The sequence below is a fragment of the Asticcacaulis sp. genome (assembly GCF_047605585.1).
Classification (GTDB): Bacteria; Pseudomonadota; Alphaproteobacteria; order Caulobacterales; family Caulobacteraceae; genus Asticcacaulis.
This window is the reverse complement of sequence record NZ_JASGFK010000001.1, coordinates 667,409-690,300: the sequence shown is the minus strand read 5'-3', so window position 1 is coordinate 690,300 and position 22,892 is coordinate 667,409. Positions and strand designations below refer to the sequence as shown.

Genomic DNA, 22,892 nt, shown 5'->3' with positions numbered 1-22,892 from the left:
CCATGGACGGCGAACTTCCACAGGAACGGCAGAGAAAGATCATCCATATCGATATGGATGCCTTTTTTGCGTCGGTGGAGCAGCGCGATCATCCCGAATTGCGCGGCAAGCCCGTGGCGGTAGGCGGCAGTTCCGAACGCGGGGTCGTGGCGGCGGCCAGTTACGAGGCGCGCAAATATGGCGTTCACTCGGCCATGCCGTCAGTCACCGCGAAGCGAAAATGTCCGGACCTGATCTTTGTGCGCCATCGCTTCGATGTCTATAAGTCGGTGTCGCGCCAGATCAGGGACATCTTCGAGGACTATACGCCGCTGGTCGAGCCCCTGTCGCTCGATGAGGCCTATCTCGATGTCACCGAAAACCGGAAGGGCATGGCCTCGGCCACGCAGATCGCCGAGGAGATCCGCGCCCGCATATGGGAGGCGACGCAACTGACGGCCTCGGCGGGGGTTTCCTATAACAAGTTTCTCGCCAAGCTGGCCTCCGACCAGAACAAGCCCAATGGCCTGTTCGTCATCAAGCCGGCCATGGGGCCGGTGTTTGCCGCTTCGCTGCCGGTCAAGAAATTCCACGGCATCGGCCCGGCCACGGCGGCGAAGATGAACCGATTAGGGCTCTATACCGGCCAGGATATCCGCAACCAGACGCTCGATTTCCTGGAGCAGCATTTCGGTGTGTCGGGGCGCTATTATTACGGCATTTCACGTGGCATCGACCATCGCCAGGTCCGGCCCGACCGCGAGCGCAAGTCGATCGGCGCCGAGAATACTTTCTTTACTGATACCAGCGATTTCGATACGGCCTGGGCCTTTCTGGAGCCGCTGATCGACAAGGTGTGGCGCTATGTCGACAGCAATGAGATCAAGGGGCGGACAGTCACGCTCAAGGTCAAGTTTTCGGATTTTCGCCTCATTACCCGCAGCCGGTCGGGCCTGGCGCCGGTCATGAACCGGAGCGAACTGGCGGATCATGTGCGCACCCTGCTGGAAGGCGTTTTTCCGGTGGCCAAGGGCATACGGCTTCTGGGCGTGACCCTGTCATCGCTGGGGGAGCGCGAAACGACGGGCACCGAGCAGTTGAGTTTAGCCTTGTAAAATCCTTGTTATCTCGCGGGTGCGGGATTAGACTGGACGCATGTCCCCGCGTCTCCAACTGATCGATGGATTTGGCCGCCGCCTCAGCTATGTGCGGCTGTCGGTAACGGATCGCTGCGACCTGCGCTGCACCTACTGCATGAGCGAGCACCAGACCTTCCTGCCGCGCAAGGACCTGCTCAGTTTTGACGAACTGGAGCGGCTCAGCCTGTTCCTGATCGACAGCGGCGTCGAGCGGCTGCGCCTCACCGGCGGTGAGCCCCTGGTGCGTAAGGGCATACTCGGTTTCATCGCCCGGCTCGGCGAACAGGTCCACCAGGGGCGGCTGAAGGAGCTGACCCTGACGACCAACGGCACTCTGCTGGCAGGCGCGGCGCCGGCCCTGGCGCAGGCCGGTATCCGCCGCATCAATGTGTCGTGCGACAGCCTGAAACCGGAGGTCTACCGTCACATTACCCGTGGTGGCGATCTTGGCAAGGTATTGGCGGGCATAGAAGCAGCGCAAGACGCCGGCATCCGCATCAAGCTCAATGTCGTGGCGCTGGCGCAGGACAATCGCGCCGAACTGCCCGAGATCATTGCCTTTGCAAATGCCCGTGGCATGGATGTTTCCCTGATCGAGACCATGCCGCTGGGGGATGAGATTTCCGGCCGCGAGGCGCAGTTCGTATCGTTGAAGGATGTTTTGGCGGACCTGCGCAGCTTCTGGCACGTCGAGGGTGTGCCGGATGCTACGGGCGGTCCGGCGCGTTATTACCGCGTGGCCGAAACAGGCGGCCAAAACGGAACGAGACTGGGACTGATCACGCCGCTCAGCGATAATTTCTGCGACACCTGCAATCGCGTGCGCATCACCTGTACCGGGCAGCTCTACATGTGCCTGGGGCAGGACGATCATGTCGATCTGCGTAGCGCCTTACGCAATGCGCCGGGCGATGAAGGCCTGTGCCGGGCGCTCGAACAGGCCCTGGCGCTGAAGCCGAAGGCGCACGACTTCTTTATCGGCAATGCCGGCCTGGCCCTGCCGGTACGGCCGCATTCACCGGCTCGGACCATGTCCCTGACCGGGGGGTAGGGGCAGCTGGTTGATATTGGCGAAGGCGGCGTCATCGCTCACCGCGATGGTGCGCACAGCCTGGGTGGAGAGAAAGCGCATCACGCCGAGCCCGCCGTCTGCCTGCTGCAGGGCCACGCGCAGGGCAGGGGTCACCGATACCTGCCACAGGGCGCACAGCGGATAGTCGCGCTCCCCCTTGAAATGGACGATATCTGCGGGCGGTGACGCCAGTAATTGCGCCACCATGTCTTCCGGCACGTTCGGCATATCGCATGGCACGGTAATGACCTGGATGTCGCCGGCTTCGCACGCCATGTCCAGCGCACTGAGCACGCCCGCCAGTGGTCCCATGCCGGCAAAGGCCGGGTCATCGAAGATCAGGGGCAGGCTGAGGCAGGACAGCGGCAGAACAAGCGGTGCGTCCTTCGCGCCGGCATTGATGACCAGGGCGCGGACCTGCGGCTTCAGGCGCGCGATCAGGGTTTCGATCAGGGTCGAACGGCCCCAGGGCGCGAAAGGCTTGTTGCCGCCCATGCGGGATCCCTTGCCGCCGGCCAGAAGAACGAGCTTTGGTGTCATTGTAATCAGTCTAGCGTGAAGGTGGGGCTTGGCAAGGGGGGTATTTCCCCTGTAAGCCTCTGAAATCTAATTATCCTTATGGAATCTTTATAAGGCGGGTCCGGCTCCTTATTGGATGCTTACGCGTCGCACCTATAGGGTTTTTCGATTGGGCAGACGGAAGGGATTCCGGCTGCAATTCGGCCATGCGTAAATGTATTATGGTCGCAAGGTCACTGGGGCATTGATAAAGCGGGGCACGGAACGGGCATGAACAGAGGCAATTCCGGACGACTGGGCAAACAGTTACGCATGGATCTGAGCGTCTCGCTCGGGCTGTCGCTGGTCGCGGTCTTTTTCATCATCAGCGGCATCGTTTCCTATATCAATATTCAGACCCTGAACCGCGACAGTGATCAGGTGGCGCATACCCACGAAGTCTTGCTGGGACTGACACAGATTCTGTCCTCGATGAAGGACGCCGAAACCGGGCAGCGCGGCTTTGTGCTGACCGGCCGCGAAACCTATCTGACGCCCTACAATGATGCGTTGGGCAAGATTGAGGAGCGCGTGCTGACGGTCGAAGACCTGACCAAGGACAATCCCGAACAGCAGCGCCGTATCGATCCCTTGAAATCGCATATCGCCGCCAAGCTGCACGAATTGAATGAAACTATCCAGCTGCGTCGCAACAAAGGCTTCGAGGCCGCTCTCGCCGAGGTCATGGACGATACCGGCCGCGAGGACATGGACGCCATCCGCGCCCAGGTCGCGGCCATGCAGACCACGGAAACCAAGCTTCGCCAGCAGCGTATCGACGAGATGAATGCGGCCTACGATACGGCCGTAGCCAGTGTCGCCATCACCGCCCTGATCGGGCTTTTGCTGTCGGTCGGTATAACGGTGATGATCAGCCGTGCTTCGGCGGCCCGTCGCCGCGAGGAATGGCTGCAGGCCGGGCAGGTCGGCCTTTCCAACGCCATGATGGGCGAGCAGAGAATCGACCAGCTTGGACAAAGCATCCTCGGCTTCCTGGCAGACTATGCCCATGCCCCTGCCGGCGCCTTCTATGCCCTGATCGACGGCACTTACCGGCGTGTCGCCACGGTCGGCGTGCCGGAACAGAATGCCGTGCCGGCCACCTTCGGTGCCAAGGATGGCCTGCTCGGTCAGGCGAGCAGCGAGGGCAAGGCTATATTGTTGCGTGACCTGCCGGCGGAAGATCCGAATAATCACCTGTCGGTGGGGGCCGCCCTGGGCCAGTGGCGGCCGCGCCATCTGATGGTTGCGCCGGCGAAGGCGGAGCGTCGCGTCGATGCGGTCATCGAACTGGGCTTCGTCGAATCCATCTCCGACCTGACGAGCGACTTGATGGAGCGGGTTTCCGAAACCATCAGCGTGGCGGTGCAGTCGGCCAATTATCGCGCCAATTTGCAGAATCTGCTCGAAGAAACCCAGCGTCAGTCAGAGGAATTGCAAAGCCAGGCGGAAGAGCTGCGCGTCAATAACGAGGAACTGGAAGAGCAGGGCCGCGCGCTGAAGGAGTCGCACTTCCGTCTTGAGCAGCAACAGGCCGAACTCGAACAGACCAATTCGCAGCTGGAGGAACAAGCCGCGGCTCTGGAACGCCAGAAGGACGATCTGGCGCATTCCGCGGAAGAGATCGCGGGCAAGGCGCATGAACTGGAGCAGGCCAGCCGCTACAAGTCCGACTTCCTGGCCAACATGTCGCATGAACTGCGTACGCCGCTCAATTCCTCGCTTATCCTGGCCAAGCTTTTGAGCGACAATCCCGAAGGCAACCTGACCGACGAACAGGTCAAGTTCGCCCAGACCATCCAGTCTTCCGGCAATGACCTGCTGGCCCTGATCAATGACATTCTCGATCTCAGCAAGATCGAGGCGGGCCAGATGGAAATCCGGCCGGAAAGCCTGTCCCTGACGCGGCTGATCCGCGACATGCAGCGCGTCTTTGAGCCGATCGCGGCACAGAAAGGCCTGACTTTCCGTACCAAAATCGACAAGGGGCTGCCGGAAGTCATCGACACGGATCGCCAGCGTCTGGAGCAGATTCTGAAAAACCTGCTCTCCAATGCCTTCAAGTTCACCGAGAGCGGAACCGTCGAACTGGCCCTGTCCAAAACGAAGGATGGCCAGATCAGCCTGGCCGTCACCGATACCGGTATCGGCATTTCTGGCGATCAGCAGAGCGCCATCTTCGAGGCCTTCCGCCAGGCCGATGGCACGATCAGCCGTAAATATGGCGGTACCGGCCTCGGCCTGTCGATCTCGCGCGAACTGACCCGCCTGCTGGGTGGCACGATCGGACTGAAGAGCACGCTGGGCAAGGGCTCCACTTTCTCGCTGGTGCTGCCGCTCACCTATGATCCGGGTCTGGTGACCTCGGGCATGATCACGCCGATCCTGTCGTCGGAGCCCCACCATCCGGAAGAGGAAACGCCTGCCGCGAAGACGCAGCCGGCCCGCAAGGCCCTGCGCCCCGGCCGGGTGCAGGACGACCGTGACCGCATCGAGGGCAACCGCCGCACCATACTGGTGGTCGAGGACGATGTCTCCTTCGCCGGCATCCTCTACGAACTGGCCCAGGGCCAGGAGTTCCAGTGCCTGGTCGCCACCTCCGCCGAAGAGGCGCTGGAAATGGTGCAGCAATATACGCCCTCGGCCGTGGTGCTCGATATCGGCCTGCCGGACCATTCCGGCCTGTCGGTGCTCGACCGCCTGAAGCGCGATACCCGCACGCGCCATATCCCTGTTCACGTCGTTTCCGGCAGCGATTACCAGCATACCGCCCTGTCGCTCGGCGCTGTGGGCTACATGCTGAAGCCGGTCAAGCGCGATGAGCTGATCGACGCCTTCAAGTCGCTGGAAGACCGCCTCAGCCAGCAGATGCGCCGCGTCCTGATCGTCGAGGACGATGAGGTGCAGCGCGACAGCGTCTCGCGCCTGCTGAAATCCAACGATACTGAGACCGTGGCGGTCGGCACGGCGGCGGAATGCCTGGACCTGCTCAAGAGCCAGACCTTCGACTGCATGGTGCTGGACCTGACCCTGCCCGACGCCACCGGCTATTCGCTGCTCGAAACCCTGAGCCACGAAGACGCCTACGCCTTCCCGCCAGTCATCGTCTATACCGGCCGCGATCTCTCCTACGATGACGAACAGAAGCTGCGGCGCTATTCGTCCTCCATCATCATCAAGGGTGCCAAGTCGCCGGAACGCTTGCTCGACGAGGTGACCCTGTTCCTGCACCAGGTCGTCTCCGAGCTGTCGCCGGAACAGCAGAGCCTGCTGAAGAAGGCCAAGAGCCGCGACGCCATGCTGGAAGGCCGCCGCATCCTGGTGGTCGAGGACGATGTGCGCAATGTCTATGCCGTCACCAATATCTTCGAGCCGCTGGGGGCCATCGTCTCCATCGCGCGCAATGGCCGCGAGGCGCTCGACATGCTGGAAAAGACCAATGGCGAAAAGGGTAGCGACAGCGCCGTTGACCTGGTGCTGATGGATGTCATGATGCCGGAGATGGATGGCCTGACCGCGACGCGGGAAATCCGCAAGCGCAAGGACTGGTCGAAGCTGCCGGTGATCATGCTGACGGCCAAGGCGATGAAGGACGATCAGGAACGCTGTCTCGATGCCGGGGCCAATGACTACATGGCCAAGCCGCTGGACGTTGAAAAGCTGATCTCACTGGTGCGGGTATGGATGCCGAGGTAACAGACTTGACCATAGCAGGGCCGCAGAAGACGGAGGACATCGAGATCCGGCTGTTGCTGGAAGCGATTTTCCGGAAGTATCACTATGACTTCCGCGGCTATGCCATGGCCTCGATCAAGCGCCGCCTGATCCAGGCGCGCGATCATTTCAAATGCCAGACCTTTTCCGCCCTGCAGGATATGATCCTGCATGATGCCGGCATGATGATGGCCATGCTGCCTTACCTGACCGTTCAGGTCTCCGAGCTGTTTCGCGATCCGCTTTATTTCAAGACCATTCGCGAAAAGGTGGTGCCGCACCTCAAGACCTATCCGTCGCTGAAGGTCTGGATCGCCGGGTGCAGCACGGGTGAGGAACTCTATTCCTTCGCCATTCTCTTCCGAGAGGAGGGCCTGCTCGACCGCACACTGTTCTATGCCACGGACATCAACCACGATGCGCTGAAAAAGGCCGAAGCCGGTGTCTACAGCCTGGAACGCATCAAGCTGTTCACGGAAAACCATCGCCTGTCGGGCGGGCGAAGCTCGCTGTCGGACTACTATACGGCAGCCTATGGCGCTGCCTCGTTCGATAAATCCCTGCGCAAGAATGTCGTCTTTTCCGATCACAGCCTGGCGACCGATGCCGTCTTCGCCGAAACCCAGCTGGTCTCCTGCCGCAATGTGCTGATCTATTTCGACCGCGAGCTGCAGGACCGCGCCATCAGCCTGTTCAAGGGTTCCCTGGCGCGTAAGGGCTTCCTGGGGCTGGGCTCGAAGGAGACCCTGCGTTTCTCTTCCAGCGTCGACGCCTTCACCGATTTTGCGTCGAACGAGCGCATCTACCAGAAACGGGATGTGACATGAGTATCGTCACCCAGATTCATGCGTCAGTACAGGAAGCCGAGCTGCCGCTGGGGCCGCAGGCCGTGGTTATCGGCGTGTCGGCGGGCGGGCTCAAGGCTCTGTCGGCCATCCTGCCCGCCCTGCCGGCAAACTATCCCCTGCCGATCATGATCGTCATTCACCTGCCGCCGGATCGCGAAAGCGTGGTGGCCGAGCTGTTCGATGAAAAATGCGCCCTCATCGTGCGGGAGGCGGAGGACAAGGAAGACATCCTGCCCGGCCATGTCTATTTCGCCCCCCCCGATTATCATCTGCTGGTAGAACCCGATCACCGCCTGTCACTGTCATCGGAAGAGCCGGTGCTGTTCTCGCGACCATCGGTCGATGTGCTGTTCGAGACGGCAGCCGATGTCTATGGTCCCGGCCTGATCGGTGTCATCCTGACCGGCGCCAATCCCGATGGCGCCGCCGGCCTGAAGGCGGTGATGACCGCCGGCGGCCTGGCCCTCGTCCAACGGCCGGATCTGGCCTATGCCAGCGCCATGCCCGAGGCGGCGCTGAGCCTGTGCCCCCAGGCCGAAAGCCTGACCCTGGAGCAGATCGCCGAGCGTCTGCGGGAAGTGGTGACCGCATGAATCCGTCGCGCCCCGTTCCCATCCTGATCGTCGACGACCTGCCGGAAAACCTGCTATCGCTGGAAGCCGTGCTGCGCCGTGACGGTTTGCAGTTCCTCAGGGCGCGCTCAGGCACCGAGGCGCTGGAAATTCTGCTCAAGGAAGAGGTCGCCCTGGCCCTGCTCGATGTGCAGATGCCGGAAATGGATGGCTTCGAGCTGGCCGAGACCATGCGCGGCTCGGAGCGCACGCGGCGCATTCCGATCATCTTCCTGACGGCGGGGGTTACCGATCGCACACGCCGGTTCCGCGGCTATGAGGCCGGCGCCGTCGATTTCCTCGAAAAGCCGATCGAGGCGGATATCCTGCGCTCGAAGGTATCGATCTTCGCCGAACTCTATCTTCAGCGTCGGCAGCTCTCGGCCCAGCGCGATAATCTGAAGGCCTTCGCCGAGGAAAACCTGCGCCTGCTGAAGGAAAGCCGTGATCGTGCTCAGGCGCTGAAGGAGGCCGATGTTCGCAAGGACGAGTTCCTGGCCACTCTGGCCCACGAACTGCGCAATCCGCTGGCGCCGATCCGCAATGGTCTGCAGATCCTGCGCATGGCGCCCGATGGCCCGCGCGCCGAGGAGGTACGCGGCATGATGGATCGCCAGCTGACCCATATGGTGCGGCTGATCGATGATCTGCTCGATGTCTCGCGCGTCTCGCGCGGTCGCATAGACCTGCGCAAGACGCGCATGAACCTGCAGGAGGCCATCCATGCGGCACTGGAAGCTTCGCGCCCCCTGATCGATGCCAATGACCACCGCCTCACGCTCGACCTGCCGGAAGACCTGCTCTGGGTGGATGGCGATCTGACGCGTCTGGCCCAGGTCGTGGCTAACCTGCTCAACAATGCCGCCAAATATACCCCATCCGGCGGCGATATCCGCCTGACCCTGCGTCGTGAGGGCGAGCAGGCCGAAATCGCGGTGACGGACAATGGCCTGGGCATTGAGCCCGATATGCTGCCGCGCGTCTTCGACCTGTTCACACAGGCCGAACAGCATCTGGATCGTTCGCAAGGCGGTTTGGGGATCGGCCTGGCCCTGGTCAGCAAGCTGGTGGAGATGCACGGCGGCGCCAGCAGCGCCAGAAGCGACGGGCCCGGCCAGGGCAGCACCTTCACCATCAGCCTGCCGTTGGTCGATGCGCAGGGCGAGCCCATCGGCGCCCCTTTGCAGAATGCGAAGAAAACGGCCGAGCCGATGAACGTGCTGATCGTCGATGACAATGTCGATTCCGCCCAGACCAGCCGCTGGATGCTTGACCTGATGGGCCACCGGGCCACGGTGGCGCATGAGGGGGCCACGGCGCTGGAAATCGCTCATGAGCTGAAGCCCGACGTGGTGCTGCTCGATATTGGCATGCCGGGCATGGATGGCTACGAGGTCTGCCGTCAGCTGAGGCAGATGCCCGAAATGAAAAACAAAACCGTGATCGCCCAGACCGGATGGGGCCAGGAAAGCGACCGCCAGAAGGCGTTTGCGGCTGGTTTCGATCATCATGTCACCAAGCCGGTGAGCCTTGATTTGCTGACACAATTGTTGGCAGATGTCAGGCGCACCGCCGCAAAAGCCGGAGAACATCAACATGGCTGACGGAACAGGTATCAGGACGGAACCCATGCGTGTCATGATCGTGGAAGACAATGAGGCCCTGGCCCAGACCACGGGCTGGCTGATCGAGATGATAGGCTATGACTACAAGCTTGCGGCGAACGGGCCCGAGGCTATCGCCGCCTATGCGGATTACAAACCCGATGTCTTCATGATCGATATCGGCCTGCCGGTCATGAGCGGCTACGACCTGTGCCGCGAGCTGAAATCGCGGCCGGAACTGAAGAACGCCGTCTTCATTGCCCAGACCGGCTGGGGTGAGGCCGAGCATCGCCGCCTGACCGCCGAGGCTGGTTTCGACCATCACCTGGTCAAGCCGATCTATCTCGAAACCCTGGAAGGGTTGCTCGGGGAAATAGCTAAAGCGAAGAGCTGATTACTTCAGGCTGTCGGCCACCCATTTCTGAAAAGCAGCGACGGCGGTTTCGTGTTTCGGTGACAGCCGGCCGGTATCGTAAACGCCGGCATCGAGATTTTGCTGCACCCTTTCGGCGATCCACTTGTCCTCGGCGGTGACCTGGTCGGACATGGCGATGGTGGCGTCCGGCACGGCTTCGCCATCGGGAGTCAGGTAGAGGTAATCGAGCTGGGTCTGTTTGTGCCCCACGGGCGACATGCGCTCGATCATCAGGCCGCGATTATAGACATTGATGCCGATATTGGGCCACACCCAGCCCCACAGGCCGTCATAGACCGCCTCCGGCGATTTCGGCGGGGCGTCGTGCAGCACCACATGGCCATCCACCGTCACCCTGTACTGTTCCGAGATGATCTCGGCATCGAGCGAAGGGTGCATGGCCGGCACATGATAGCCTTCGAGATAGTTTTCGACATAGGTCTTCCAGTTGCAGTCCAGCAGATGGGTACGGCGCAAACCCACCTTCAGGTTCGACCAGTCGGCGTCTTTCAGGCGGTCATCGAGCGGCGCCATCTGGGCCGGGAGATCTGGCAGGTTATCGCCGATACCGGCAAAGACCAGTCCGCGCCAGATTTGCAGGTTTATGGGAAAGAGGCCGTAGTCGCGCGGGTCGAAATCCGAGGCCGCGCCGAAATCGCGGGCGGCGCGCAGGCGGCCATCCAGCATATAGCGCCAGCCATGATACTGACAGGTCAGATAGCCATCACAGGTGCCGGAGTCTTCACGGGTCAAAGGTCCGGCGCGGTGGCGGCAGACATTGTGGAAGGCGCGAAGCCCCCCGTCATCACCGCGCACGATGACGACCGGAAAGCCGGCCAGGGTATCGGCCCGCCAGTCACGCGGATTGGGCACGGCGCTTTCGTGGGTCAGGAACTGCCAGTTATTGGCAAAGATCGATTGCCGCTCGGCCGGCCAGTACTGCGGATCGACATACCATATGGCCGGTGCTGTGACTGGGGCGGAAGCCTTGGCGGGCGCGTCGCTGGTATCCATCAGGTCTGTCCTTTCGTGCGCAGTCGGTTAACGCCGTAGATCAGGGCGCCGATGGCGATCAGGACCGCCGAGGCGATGATCAGCTTGAGGAAAACACCCATCGGATCGGCTTCGGTCGGCGCCGGCACCATGCTGCCGAGGATGGCGCTGAAGGCGACGACGAAACCCAGGCCGGCGAGTATCTTCGCGCCCACCTTACCACCGGGTGTCCGCCAGTCGAGCTTTCGCTCGGATTGGCTCTGCGATTTCCAGTAGGCGATGAACATCCACAGATAGGGGATGACGAAGGTCAGCACGCCCATGCTGACCACGAAATCATAGGCGCCGGAAAGCGTGGAGCCGAAGGTGCTCAGGCCCATGAGGGCGATGACCAGCGAGGCCTGGATGAGAATGGCGACGGTGGGCGCGCCGGTTACCGGATTGGTATAGCCGAGCGCCTTTGGCAGCATGCGGTCGACCCCGATGGCGAAGGGCAGGCGGGCGGCCGCGCCGAACCAGGCGCTCATGCCGCCAAGGAAGGTCAGGGCGGCGGCGATCAGCACGAAGGGCTCCCAGGCCTGGACGTGCAGACGGTTCAGCGCCACGTTCAGCGCATCGGGCAGGCCGCCCAGCCGCGAAGCCACGTCCTGAGGTACGATGGCCAGCATGGCGGCGGTGCCGCCAGCATAGCCGAGCGTCTGCAGGAGGCCGATCAGGATCAGGGCCGAGACGATGGTTTTCACGCCGCCCTTCACATCGTTGCGCATCAGGGCCACGCCCTCGATGCCGCCGAAGGCGAAGACGATGGTGGCCCAGAGAATGGCGCCATCGGCATTGAGGGGCGGTGCATAGTTGGCGGTGACGAAATGGGTGGCCGGGCCATAGAGATCGCTGAGATAGAAGCTAGCCCACAGGATGAAGAATAGCAGGGCCACCGATACGGCGGCCGAGGCGATGGGCAGCCACTTGCCGACGCCGAAGCCGAGCCCGTGCATGGCCGTCACGCCGAACAGGATGAGCGAGGCGGCTATGAAGGCGCCGAAGGGCTGGGCCATCAGGGCGCCTATGCCTTCGCAGCCGGGAATGCCGGTAAAGGCGCGGGCGAGCAGGTTGACGATGAAGAACAGCAGGCTGGCGAAATAGGGCAGGTTGCAGGCCCAGTAGAGCCAGCCGGTCATGAAGCCGGCAAAGGGGCCCTGCGTCTCGCGCACCCAGGCATAGATGGCGCCTTCCTCGGGATAGCGCGCCGAAAGCTCGAGCGTGGCGCTGACCAGCGGGATGAGGAAGAGGATGGCGGCAGCGATCCAGATTGGCAGGGCGACCGGTCCGGTGGCCGCGCCCGTGGCCAGCCAGCGAATGCTGAAATTCATCGACGCGCCATAGAGGGCAATGCCCCAAAAACCGGTCTTCCTGCTGACGCTCATAGTATTCCCCTGTCTGGCCGGGATGATTGCGGGCGTAACGGCTTTACGTCAAGGTCAAAGCGATGAGGGCATCACCCAATTTCACGGTGCCGCCTTCCAGCACCCGTGCAGTGATACCGCCATGGCTGCGCACGGCATTATAGCCGCCGGCGCCAAAGGTTTCTTCCATGCGTGAGCACGGGTGGCATTCGCCGGTCATTTCAAGAACAGCCTCGCCGAGGCGGAATCGCTTGTCCTTGAGGGCCAGCAGGTTAATGCCGCGCACAACGATATTGCGACGCAGCTGTTCGGGCGACACGTCCTGGTCGAGGTAGCTGGCAATGGCCTGAAGGTCCTCGCGGCCGATCAGGGTGACGTGGCGTGTGCCGCGCTGCGGATTGTTATAATGATCGCCGATCACCCCGGCCTGCACATCGAGCGTGAAGCTCCCAACCACGGATACCGGCGCGCGACGCTGTGGCCTGAGCCCGATCCATTCGACCACGCCCGGACGCATGGGCGCGTTCAGCAGGTCGGCCAGTGGCGATTTCGGATTGAGCATGGCTGCAGATTAGCGGCCACATAATCCGGGATCAATGCGATGGTGTGAGTTTTTCCGCCTCGCCCATATCGGCATGGATGCGGGTCAGGGCCACCGACGCCTCGGCGATGCGGCGCAGGGCGGCATGGACTTCCGGCGTATCCGAACAGGCTTCGATATCCTGCGCGCTGGCCAGGATGTCATTCAGCGGGCCGGTAATTTTCTGGCGCGACAGGCGCAAGAGTTGGTCCTTCAGGTCGTTAACCTTCTGCAGGGCTTCCAGCTGATGGCGCACCTCGTCCTCGGCGCGGGCATTGCGCAGTACATAGGCCAGCTGGTGCGACAGCAGCCGCCAGTTCAGCGGCTTGACCACGAAGGAATTGGCGCCCAGAGCGAAGGCGCGGTCAACGGCGATCATGTCCTCGCGGCCGGTCACCACCACGATGGGCAGGTGCTTCAGACGCTCGTCCCAGCGGATACGTTCGATCAGTTCGAAACCGTTCATGCGCGGCATGTCGAGATCGATCAGGGCAATGTCGGTATGGCCACCTGCCAGGCGCTCGAGAGCCGCCACGCCGTCTTCCGCCACCTCGACCTCAACGGTGGGCGTGGCGAGATGCACCATGGCGAATTCGCGCAGGATGGGATCGTCATCGGCCACCAGGACGCGGGCGGCTTCAAATTCGACAAAATGACTCAATGCGATAATTTGGGTGCCGATTTTAGCGGCCCCACTCCTTCGGGAACGGGCACGCCCGAACCGCTGTAGTTGGTGTTTATGGTGAGGACCGGATTCTGCTTCAGGGTCAGGGTCTTGGCGACGATGACGCTCCAGGCCGAATCCTGGGCCACATTGCCTGGGGTATCGACCACCAGGTTGGCGCTTGGGATATAGATGGTGCCGAGCAGCTGGCTGACATTGCCGGAGGCGATGCTGAAGGTGCCGACATTGTCGCGCGAGGTGGCGATCAGGAAGCCGGCATTGGGGCCACTCTTGCGCGCCGTCAGGCGGACCGTGGCGTTCTTAGAGAAGTTGAAGACATTGCCGATACCGAAGATCAGCGAGACATCGTCACCGCGCAGGGTGGAGTTGTCGGTCATGATCAGCGGTGCGAGGAAATAGTGATCGCCTGGCTGCAGGAACAGCGTACCGGTGCCGATGACGGTGATCGGCAGGCAGTGCAGGCCGGGCGCCAGGCTCATGTTTCCGCTGCCAAGCTGAATCGGCAGGAGGCTGGTTTCCACGACATTACACAGCTTCTTGCTACTCAGATCCATGTTGGCAAAGGGGTCATCTATCGGCAGGGCGCCGGAACGCCCCGCCGGTTCGACCGGGCCGGAGACGGTGCCGACCGCCTGTGCCGCCTCGGCCTGGATCAGCGCACCGCTGGCGACCTTGATATCGGCATTGGCGTGGACGGCGCAGCCGGTTGCGCGGATTCGCGCGGAACCCTGGACCTTGATCCCCCCGCTTTTGTCAGTCTGTAGAATGCACAGGGGTACACGCTGGACATTTTCAGCGGTGGCGGTGACAGAGAGGGTCATATCGCCAAAGCCCATGAAACCGATCAGGGCCTTGTGGGTCGATTGTCCGGTGACGGTAACGGTGCCGGCGTGGGTGTCAACGGCGGCGGTAAAGACCGGCGCCGTTGTCTGGCCGCCGCTGCCGCTCTGGCTGATGGACTGGTCGGCCACGGTAACGGCGGTCTGCCCCACCTGGGTCTGACCGACCGTGGCGATGGCCAGTTGCCCGGCACCGGCCAGGGCGCCGGCGTCGGCGGCGTCCTGCAGGCGGTTGCGGGCATTGGCGGTATCGGTGATTTCAACAACGCCCGTGATGGCCAGGGCGACGGGCACGGCGGCGAGGGCGGCAATCAGGCTGACATTACCGTGCCTGCCTTGCCAGAACGCTTTACATACTTCGGAGATTGTCTGCTGAGCCATCGCCTCTTCCCGTCGGTCGAAGCTATCAGCGAGATTTTAAGATTTACTTATTATATTGGCTCTTTGAAGGATTGTGACGGTATTGAAGTAAATGTATCGTTAAATATAACACACGGTAGCGGTATTATTATGCACATAGAAGTCAGGTTTCGAATCTGATGACAAGTAGAGATGCCACCTCCCGACCTGGGCATTCAATTTCGCGGCGTTTAACCTGGCTTGTTGTTGGGGCTGTGCTGTTTTCGACCTTGCCGGTGGCGGGTTTGTTTGTCGTGCATGAAACCACGCGCCAGGCGGAATCGCGCTGGTCGGTGATGAAGACCGCCGCCGATGTGCTGGCGTCCAGCGCCGAAGACGCTGTCGCCAGTCATGATCGCAATCAGGCCTATACCGCCCTGCGCGCCGTGACGAAGACGCCGGGCGTGACCTATGCCCGTATCGAGGCGCATGACGGCACGCCCCTGGCTGAAATGGGCGCCGGCGCGCGCCTGAAAAGCGACGTCACTATCGATGCTGGTAACCGCAAGCCCAATATCATGGCCCTGGCCACTACGCGCACCATCCAGGTCCATGCCCCGGTCATGACCGATGGTCATCAGATCGGTCAGGTGGTCGTGGTCCATCGCTCTGAGGATTTCATCCGTACCCTGCTGCAGGGTTTGGCGGGTATTTTCGTCCTGGCCGCTGTTGTCCTTGGGGTGGCCTTGTGGATCGTACGCCGCCTGCAGACGGCGATGATCCGGCCTCTTACGGAGCTGACCGGCGCGATCGAGGCCATTACGCAGCAGGGCGATTTTTCCCGCCGTGTCGAGACAAAAAGCCGCGATGAAGTCGGCACGCTGGTCACTGGTTTCAACACCATGATCGATGCCATTGCCCTGCGCGACAAGCGCCTGGAGGCGCACCTGCTCGGTCTCGAGCAGGAGGTGGCCGACCGCACCGCCGACTATGTCCGGGCGCGCGACGAGGCGCAGTCGGCCAATGCGGCCAAGTCGGAATTCCTCGCCACCATGAGCCACGAGATCCGCACGCCGATGAATGGCGTCATGGTCATGGCCGAACTGCTGGCGGCCGAGAGCCTGCCGGCGCGCGCCAAGCGCCATGCCCGCACCATCGCGCAATCCGGCCGGTCGCTGCTGGCGGTGATCAACGATATTCTCGACTTTTCCAAGATCGAAGCCGGCAAGCTGGAGGTCGAGATCTGTGAGGTCGATATCCTGGAGTGCGTCGATAATGCCTTGGCTCTGTTCCAGGCCAAGGCGCGTGAAAAGGGTATCGAACTGGTGGCCTCAGCCCATCCGGACGCGCCGCGTCTGGTGCCGGCCGACCCGGTGCGCCTGGGGCAAGTGATTTCCAACCTGGTGTCCAACGCGCTGAAGTTCACCGAAAAGGGCCATGTGCTGGTTTCGATCGAGCCCGACCGGAAGTCCGGTTTCTGGCGGCTGGTGGTGCGCGATACTGGTATCGGTATTGCGCGCGACAAGCTGGGCGCCATCTTCTCGTCCTTCACCCAGGAAGACCAGACGACGACACGGCGCTTCGGCGGCACCGGCCTGGGGCTGAGTATTTCCAAGCGCCTGGTCGAAGCCATGGGCGGCGCCATCGCCGTCACCAGCGAACAGGGGCCAAAACCAAACCAGGGCTCGCAGTTCCATGTGCGTCTGCCGGCGCTGGACTATTCGCCCCAGGGAAAAGTAAACATGTGCGCGCCGCCGGTCATCCATGATCTGGTGCGGCCCGTGGTCAAGGTTTTTATCCGTGGTGCGTTCGAGAACGAGGTGCTGGTCGAGCGACTGAAGGCCGCCAATATTCGCTTCGGACCGGACAAACCACGTCTTGTGCTGGCCGATGAATCCTGTCGCGACCAGCTTGGCGATGTCAGCCCCGAAAATCTGGTCCTGCTTGCCTGGCCGGAAGATCAGGCGGCCGAGCAGTGGGTACGCGAAGGCCGCGCCGCCTGCGTGCTGCCGCGCCCCCTGCGTCATCGCGACATCGATACCCTGATCGAACGCCTGCGCGATGGCGGCGATTTCGTGCTGTACGATACCGATACCGATCCGGAAGGCGTCGATGCCGCCTGGCCGCAGGCGCGGGTGCTGGTGGTTGATGACGGCGAGGTCAACCGCGAGGTCGCCATGGAGGCCTTGGCGCGCTTCGGTATTTCGGCGCGCGTGGCGGTCAATGGCGTCGATGCGCTCGATAAGCTGCGTGAGCAGTCCTTCGATCTGGTGCTGATGGATGGCTCCATGCCGATGATGGATGGCTTCGAGGCCACGCGCAGATGGCGGGCGCAGGAAGATAACGTACGCCTGCCGATCGTCGCCCTGACGGCCCATGTCGTAGGCCAGGCCGCACTGGCGTGGCAGGAGGCGGGGATGGATGGCGTGCTGCACAAGCCCTTCACCCTGCGCGACCTGGCTGGCGTTCTGAATACGCACCTGCCCGATACCATGCGCACGGGTGCCCTGCCTCGCATTGCCGAAATTACCCCCCCGGCGCCGGTGGCGGTATCCGAAAGCGACAGCGATCTGTTCGATCAGGCGGTGATCGCGCCGCTTGTCGAAGGCTTGAAAACCGGGCGCGGTGATTTCGTCCGCCGGGTCGTTGGCCTCTATCACAGCCACGCGCCGGAAGCGGCCGCCAGCATGCAGGCTGCCCATGCCGAGGGCGACGAGGACCGTCTGGCGCGCGCCGCCCATGCGCTGAAATCGATGAGCCTGAATATCGGGGCCAAGACCGTGGCCGGTGCCGCCGCCGGCATCGAGCGCGCCATTCGTGTCGAGCACCGCGCCATTGCCGCCGATGAGGTCGCCATGACCGCCACCTGGGTCGAGCGCACGGTTGCCGCGCTGAAAGCCATGATCGCTGATGAACCCGCGCCGGTGCCGGCAAAATCCAGAAAGAGAAAAGCCCCGTCCACGCCCCTGCCAACGCGTGCGAAAGATGATCCGGAAGCGGCGCTGATCAAGGAGATCGAGGCCGATATCGAGGCCGGCGCCTTCGAGATGGAATATCAGCCGATCTATGACCGCACGGGCGCCACTGTCGTCAGCGCCGAGGCCCTGATGCGCTGGCATCGCGGTGATCGTTCGCCTATAGGGCCGGCGGTCTTCATTCCCGTGGCCGAGCGTTCCGGCCTGATCACCCGGTTGGGCACCTTCGCGCGCCGGCGCGTACTGGAAACGACGGCCGGATGGGATATGCCGGTGGCCATCAATGTGTCGCCGATCGAACTGGACAAGCCGGGTTTCGTGGCCGGTGTCCGCGCTCTGCTCGACGAGACGGGGTTCGATCCGACGCGCCTGGTTCTGGAAGTCACCGAAACGGCTTTCCTGGGTGAGCCCGACCGCGTGCGTCAGCTGTTCAATGACCTGCGTGCCCAGGGCATCAGGCTGGCGCTCGATGATTTCGGCGTCGGCTATTCGTCCCTGACCGCGCTGCACCGTTTCCCGTTCGACAAGATCAAGATCGACCGCGAATTCGTCATGGCGCTGGATGGCGAACCGCGCGCCGCCCTGGAGGCCCTGGCCATTATCCAGGCGGTGACTGGCATCGGCCGCGCCTTTGGCATGCAGGTGACGGCGGAAGGTATCGAGACCACCAGCCAGCACAGTCACCTGAAGGCGGCGGGTGTCCATACCATGCAGGGCTATCTCTTCGGCAAGGCCATGCCGGCGCAGGCCTTTGGCCAGCTGATCGGCAAGCCGGTCCTGCAGCGGGCCTGATCCGGCTGGATTTTTTATTTTGCTGACGCCATAAGGGCCGCAGCATTGCGGAGAGACAGGTGGCAATTCGATATATTGGGGTCGGTGTGTTGGCCCTTGCGGCGGTATCCGCCCATGCGGAGACAACCGCCGAAAAGCCGGCCGAAGGTTCAGAGGAAATTATCGTCCATGGCCGGCGCTTTTCCGCCTACAGCGGCGATGCCGTCTTTAGTCGCGTCGACCTGAGCGCCGATGAGATCGGCAGGGCCATTGCCCCGGACCAGATATTGAAACAGGCGGCGCAGGCCTCGCTGTTCCGCCGCTCTTCCAGCCTGACCGCCAATCCGACCGTGCAGGGCCTGTCTCTGCGCGCCATCGCCCCCTCCGGCGCCGGACGCGCCCTGGTGACGTTGGACGGCATTCCGCAGAACGACCCCTTCGGCGGATGGGTGATCTGGGCCGGTATTCCCATCGAAGGCCTGTCCAGCACCCATGTGGTGCGTGGGGCTGGCGGTGGCGCCTATGGCGGTGGGGCCTTGACCGGCGTGGTCGATCTGTCGCTCATCCCGCCGGCGGCCCTGCATCCCTATGTCGACGCCAGTATCGATGATCATGGCGGCGGCGGGCTTCAGGCTGGCTTCCCCATGGGGGACCACATCGCCGTTCACCTGACCGATCAGACCCTGGAAGGTGATGTGCCAGTGCATGGCGATCAGCGTGGCGCGGCCGATGTGGCGACCTCCGGGCGCGATCGCAGCCTGCTGATCAATGGCCAATGGACTGTGGGCGGTGGGCAAGTCTCCCTGCTGGCCGGCGGTTATGACAGCGTACGCGCCACCGGGCTGAAAGGCGCCACGGCGCGCAGTCAGGGTGACCAGATAAGCCTGGCCTGGACCCGTCAGCCGATGGATGAGGCCCTGGGATACAGCCTGCAGGTCTGGCACAAGGACTCGAACCTCGCCAACCGCTCCATGTCTGTTCTGACCGGCCGTAGCGATACGACTCTGGCCAATGATCAGGTCAAAACTCCGGCCAGCGGTGACGGGATCAGCGCCGCCCTGCGTCATCATACCGAGGCCAGCGAATGGGAGATCGGCCTGGATGCCCGCCGTGGCGAGGGCGAGTCGCGGGAATATTATCGCTATGTATCGGGCGAAAGCACGCGCTACCGCACATCCGGCGGAGGTAACAGCCTGGCTGGGATCTATACCCAGGGCACACGCACCCTGGGTGGCTGGACAGTGACCGCCGCTGCGCGCATCGATGAGTGGCGGACCTTTGGCGCGCACCGTTTCGAGCGCGATTTGACGACCGGCGAGCCCGTGCTCAGCCTCGACCTGGTCTCTCGCCATCAGGTGATCGGGTCCGGCCGTCTGGGCCTGGCCTATCAGGCGGGTGTGCAGCAGTGGCGCTCCAGTGTTTACAGCGGTTTCCGTCCGCCGAGCCTGAATGAACTCTACCGGCCGTTCCGTGTCGGCAATGACGTGACCGAGGCCAATGCCAATCTCAAGCCGGAAACCCTGACCGGCGCCGAAATCGGCTGGCGGCGCACGACCGGGCGCCTGCAACTGGATGCGGATGTCTTCGCCAATGTGGTCAATGACCCGATCACCAATGTGACGCTCGGCATCGGACCGGCCACCTTCCCTGTGGCCGGCTATATTCCGGAAGGCGGCACCTATCGCCAGCGCCAGAATGTCGGGCAGATCCGTGCCTACGGTCTGGAAGCACAGGGCCATTACCGGATCAGTGATGCGCTCAAACTGAATGCCGCCCTGACTGCCACCCATGCCCGCGTGGCCGAAGCGGATGATACGGTCAACGGCAAGCGGCCGGCGCAGGCGCCCGAATATGCCGGCTCTGTCGGTGCCCAGGGCCATGCCGCGAAAGTCGGCTGGCGGATCGACTGGCTGTTCGAGGGGCAAAGCTTCGAGGACGACCTCAATGCTCTGCCGCTGAAGGCCTATGACAAGCTCAACCTGGCCATCGATTACCCGCTGACCACACAGGTCAGCCTGGGCTTCAGGGTCGATAATGCGCTCGATGCCGATATCCCGGTGCAGCATAGCAATGACGGCACCATCAGCTACGACACCGGCCGCATGATCACATTGCACGTGAATTACCGGCTCTAGCTTGAGATTGGCGTCTGGAACATATATAGAACAATATGTATGGCCCGCCCCTTTATCACCCTGCCGCCGCTCTATTACCGCGATCATTTCAGGGAAATGATCTGCTTTATCACCTCGGTATATGGTGGCCTTCTGGGGGCGGAAGAACAGGCCTTTATCACGCGGTTCGAAGCGCTAGATGAGTGGGCGCAGTGCCTCTATATCCGCATGAGCAATCGCAAGAAGGCGGTGTTTTCGCCGCGCGACCTGGCCTATCAGGAAATCGGCGATCTGTGGGGCGGGCTCGATCAGTTGCGTGCCCATGGCTTTATCCGCGAGATCGATGAACGCGATTACCGGGCCTGTCTGGAAGACCGGGCGAAGCCGGACCTGATCGATCTGGCGCGCGATTACCAGCTTGAGGTGAAAAGCGCCTGGTCGAAGCCGAAACTGGTCGATTTCCTGCACCGGCATTTGCCCTATGCCCGCTTTTCCTCTGGTTTCCTGCGCTCCGATCATTTTGTGCCGGAACACAAGGAGACGCTGGGCTTTCTGCTCTATCTCTATTTCGGCAAGCTTAGCGATAACATGACCAGTTTCGCCCTGCGCGATCTGGGCGTGGTGTCGGTTCGGGCGCGTGACACCTACGAGGCGCGGTTCGAGTCGTTGGAAGAGGCGCGCGCCGGCTATTTCTACACGCTTCATCTGCGAAGTCTGAAGGATGGCGCAGCCGCCGCTGCACTGGCCGATACGGTCGATGACTGGCCCCTGCCGCAGGCCGAACCGGCGCTTGGTCTGCGCGACAGCTTGCTGCACAAGGTGGGGCAGGCCCTGGAAAAGCAGAAGGATATAGAGCGGGCTCTGGCCATATATGCTCGGTCGGAGGCTTTTGAAAGCCACGAGCGCACCGTGCGTCTGCTTTATGGCCTGGGGGCGGCGGAAGAGGCGAAAGCACGGCTGGAATCCATGTTGCAAAGCCCGGCTCATGACGAGGAATATATCTTCGCCAGCGACTTCTATGCTCGCAAGTTCGGCCAGCAGCGCATCGGGCTCTATACTAATCTGTTGCGCTCGGCCGAGACGATAGAGGTCGATGAGCTCTATCGCGGCGATGCCGAATATGCCGCCATGCAGGCCTATGCCCGGCAGGGCTGGACGGCCTGGCATACGGAGAACGGGCTATGGCCGGTGCTGTTCGGTCTGCTGTTCTGGGACGAACTGTTCGGCGGTGCTGCTGGTTTCGGCTCCGAATTCGATCACCGGCCGCAAAGCCTGAAGGACAAAACCTTTTACACGCGTTTTGCCGGCCCGATTGCCGCAAAACTGGAGAGGGTCCGGTGCGGCGAGGGCGTGGAATTGCTGCGCAGCATAATTGAGGCGCATCGCGGCGAAACCAATGGTCTGTTTTACTGGTTCGATGGTTTGGAAACTCTGGTCCTGGCCTTTATCGATACGGCGCCTGCACAGGCGACCGCCGATTTGCTGCAAAAAATGACCGAGGATTTTTACGCCCTGCGCGACGGCTTCCCCGATCTGGTGCTGATCCGTGGCGATGAGGTGCGCTTTGTCGAGGTCAAGGGCGAGGGCGATTGCGTGCGCCGTCATCAGCTGGCGCGATTGAATTTGCTGCGCAGCATCGGTTTTGTCGCCGACATCTGCCGTGTAAGCTATCGCATTGATCCAGATCAGGTTTATGTCGTGGTCGATGTCGAGACCACTGGCGGCCGCCCGCCTAATGATCGTGTCACTGAAATCGGCGCGGTCAAGGTGCAGCATGGTGAAGTCATCGGCGAATGGTCATCCCTGATCAATCCGGAAAAGCGCATACCGCACTTCATCACGCAGCTAACTGGCATCAGCAATGAGATGGTGCACGAGGCACCGACCTTCGCGGAGATTGCCGACGATTTTGCTGCCTTCATAGATGGCGCCATTTTTGTTGCGCACAATGCGGCCTTCGATCACGGCTTCATCGCCAGCGAATTCCGCCGGCTGGAGCGTCGTTTCCGTCATCCCAGATTATGTACCGTTTCGGCCATGCGCCGCCATTATCCTGGACACGCCTCCTATGGTCTGGCGAATCTGTGCCGGGAATACGATATCGAACTGGTGACGCATCACCGGGCCCTGGCCGATGCTCGCGCTACAGTGGCCTTGCTTAACCTGGTCAACCGCAAACGTTTGCCGCAACCGTCACAAACCGCCGAAAAATCCGTAAAAATATCACAGTAGACTAAAAATACTGAACCACTC

General features: G+C 62.1%; 16 protein-coding genes. 10 read left to right on the top strand and 6 right to left on the bottom strand.

The annotated features are described in order from the left end of the window. Positions 1–2: 2 nt before the first annotated feature. The gene (gene dinB / locus QM647_RS03250) at positions 3–1,094 is read left to right on the top strand and encodes a DNA polymerase IV (RefSeq protein WP_414994035.1); all 1,092 of its coding nucleotides are present in this window, start codon (positions 3–5) and stop codon (positions 1,092–1,094) included. A 40-nt stretch (positions 1,095–1,134) separates the two neighbouring features. Then, on the top strand, positions 1,135–2,169 hold the full coding sequence (gene moaA, locus QM647_RS03245) for a GTP 3',8-cyclase MoaA (RefSeq protein ID WP_414994034.1): 1,035 nt from the start codon (positions 1,135–1,137) through the stop codon (positions 2,167–2,169). On the opposite strand, the gene QM647_RS03240 is transcribed toward moaA, so the two are convergent. Then, positions 2,134–2,730 carry a molybdenum cofactor guanylyltransferase gene (locus QM647_RS03240; protein ID WP_414994033.1) on the bottom strand — a complete coding sequence of 199 codons (597 nt, stop codon included), beginning with the start codon at positions 2,728–2,730 and terminating at the stop codon, positions 2,134–2,136. The two genes, moaA and QM647_RS03240, sit on opposite strands and share 36 nt — an antisense overlap. 249 nt (positions 2,731–2,979) lie before the next feature. Between QM647_RS03240 and QM647_RS03235 the strand changes: the two genes are divergently transcribed. The 5 genes from QM647_RS03235 to QM647_RS03215 are packed head-to-tail and all read left to right on the top strand — an operon-like array spanning position 2,980 to position 9,919. Next, a complete protein-coding gene (locus QM647_RS03235) occupies positions 2,980–6,444 on the top strand; it encodes a response regulator (RefSeq protein WP_414994032.1) in 3,465 nt (1,154 codons plus the stop codon). Beyond that, on the top strand, positions 6,429–7,289 hold the full coding sequence (locus QM647_RS03230; RefSeq protein ID WP_414994031.1) for a CheR family methyltransferase: 861 nt from the start codon (positions 6,429–6,431) through the stop codon (positions 7,287–7,289). The genes QM647_RS03235 and QM647_RS03230 overlap by 16 nt, the downstream gene beginning before the upstream one ends. After that, positions 7,286–7,903, top strand: coding sequence for a chemotaxis protein CheB (locus QM647_RS03225; RefSeq protein ID WP_414994030.1), 618 nt, complete (start codon positions 7,286–7,288; stop codon positions 7,901–7,903). The genes QM647_RS03230 and QM647_RS03225 overlap by 4 nt, the downstream gene beginning before the upstream one ends. Next, positions 7,900–9,525, top strand: coding sequence for a response regulator (locus tag QM647_RS03220; RefSeq protein WP_414994029.1), 1,626 nt, complete (start codon positions 7,900–7,902; stop codon positions 9,523–9,525). Before QM647_RS03225 ends, QM647_RS03220 begins: the two co-directional genes overlap by 4 nt. 25 nt (positions 9,526–9,550) lie before the next feature. After that, positions 9,551–9,919 (top strand): response regulator, encoded by a 369-nt coding sequence (locus QM647_RS03215; RefSeq protein WP_414994028.1) that lies wholly within the window; start codon positions 9,551–9,553, stop codon positions 9,917–9,919. On the opposite strand, the gene QM647_RS03210 is transcribed toward QM647_RS03215, so the two are convergent. From QM647_RS03210 to QM647_RS03190, 5 genes are read right to left on the bottom strand one after another with little or no spacing between them, the layout of a single operon-like run. Continuing rightward, entirely contained in the window at positions 9,920–10,954 is a 1,035-nt protein-coding gene (locus QM647_RS03210) for an aromatic ring-hydroxylating oxygenase subunit alpha (RefSeq protein WP_414994027.1), read from the bottom strand. After that, a complete protein-coding gene (locus tag QM647_RS03205; RefSeq protein WP_414994026.1) occupies positions 10,954–12,357 on the bottom strand; it encodes an APC family permease in 1,404 nt (467 codons plus the stop codon). Before QM647_RS03205 ends, QM647_RS03210 begins: the two co-directional genes overlap by 1 nt. Before the next feature lie 43 nt (positions 12,358–12,400). After that, complete coding sequence (locus tag QM647_RS03200) at positions 12,401–12,898, bottom strand: MOSC domain-containing protein (RefSeq protein WP_414994025.1); 498 nt, start codon at positions 12,896–12,898, stop codon at positions 12,401–12,403. A gap of 31 nt (positions 12,899–12,929) precedes the next feature. Continuing rightward, a complete protein-coding gene (locus tag QM647_RS03195; protein WP_414994024.1) occupies positions 12,930–13,577 on the bottom strand; it encodes a response regulator in 648 nt (215 codons plus the stop codon). Beyond that, the gene (locus tag QM647_RS03190) at positions 13,574–14,821 is read right to left on the bottom strand and encodes a pilus assembly protein TadG-related protein (RefSeq protein ID WP_414994023.1); all 1,248 of its coding nucleotides are present in this window, start codon (positions 14,819–14,821) and stop codon (positions 13,574–13,576) included. Before QM647_RS03190 ends, QM647_RS03195 begins: the two co-directional genes overlap by 4 nt. A gap of 233 nt (positions 14,822–15,054) precedes the next feature. Here QM647_RS03190 and QM647_RS03185 point away from each other — a divergent pair, with 233 nt between their 5' ends. The 3 genes from QM647_RS03185 to QM647_RS03175 are packed head-to-tail and all read left to right on the top strand — an operon-like array spanning position 15,055 to position 22,871. Next, positions 15,055–18,546: an EAL domain-containing protein gene (locus QM647_RS03185; RefSeq protein ID WP_414994022.1), complete on the top strand. Its 3,492-nt coding sequence runs from the start codon at positions 15,055–15,057 to the stop codon at positions 18,544–18,546. 59 nt (positions 18,547–18,605) lie between these two features. After that, positions 18,606–20,660 carry a TonB-dependent receptor plug domain-containing protein gene (locus tag QM647_RS03180; protein ID WP_414994021.1) on the top strand — a complete coding sequence of 685 codons (2,055 nt, stop codon included), beginning with the start codon at positions 18,606–18,608 and terminating at the stop codon, positions 20,658–20,660. A 39-nt stretch (positions 20,661–20,699) separates the two neighbouring features. Then, a complete protein-coding gene (locus QM647_RS03175) occupies positions 20,700–22,871 on the top strand; it encodes an exonuclease domain-containing protein (protein WP_414994020.1) in 2,172 nt (723 codons plus the stop codon). Positions 22,872–22,892 lie beyond the last annotated feature (21 nt).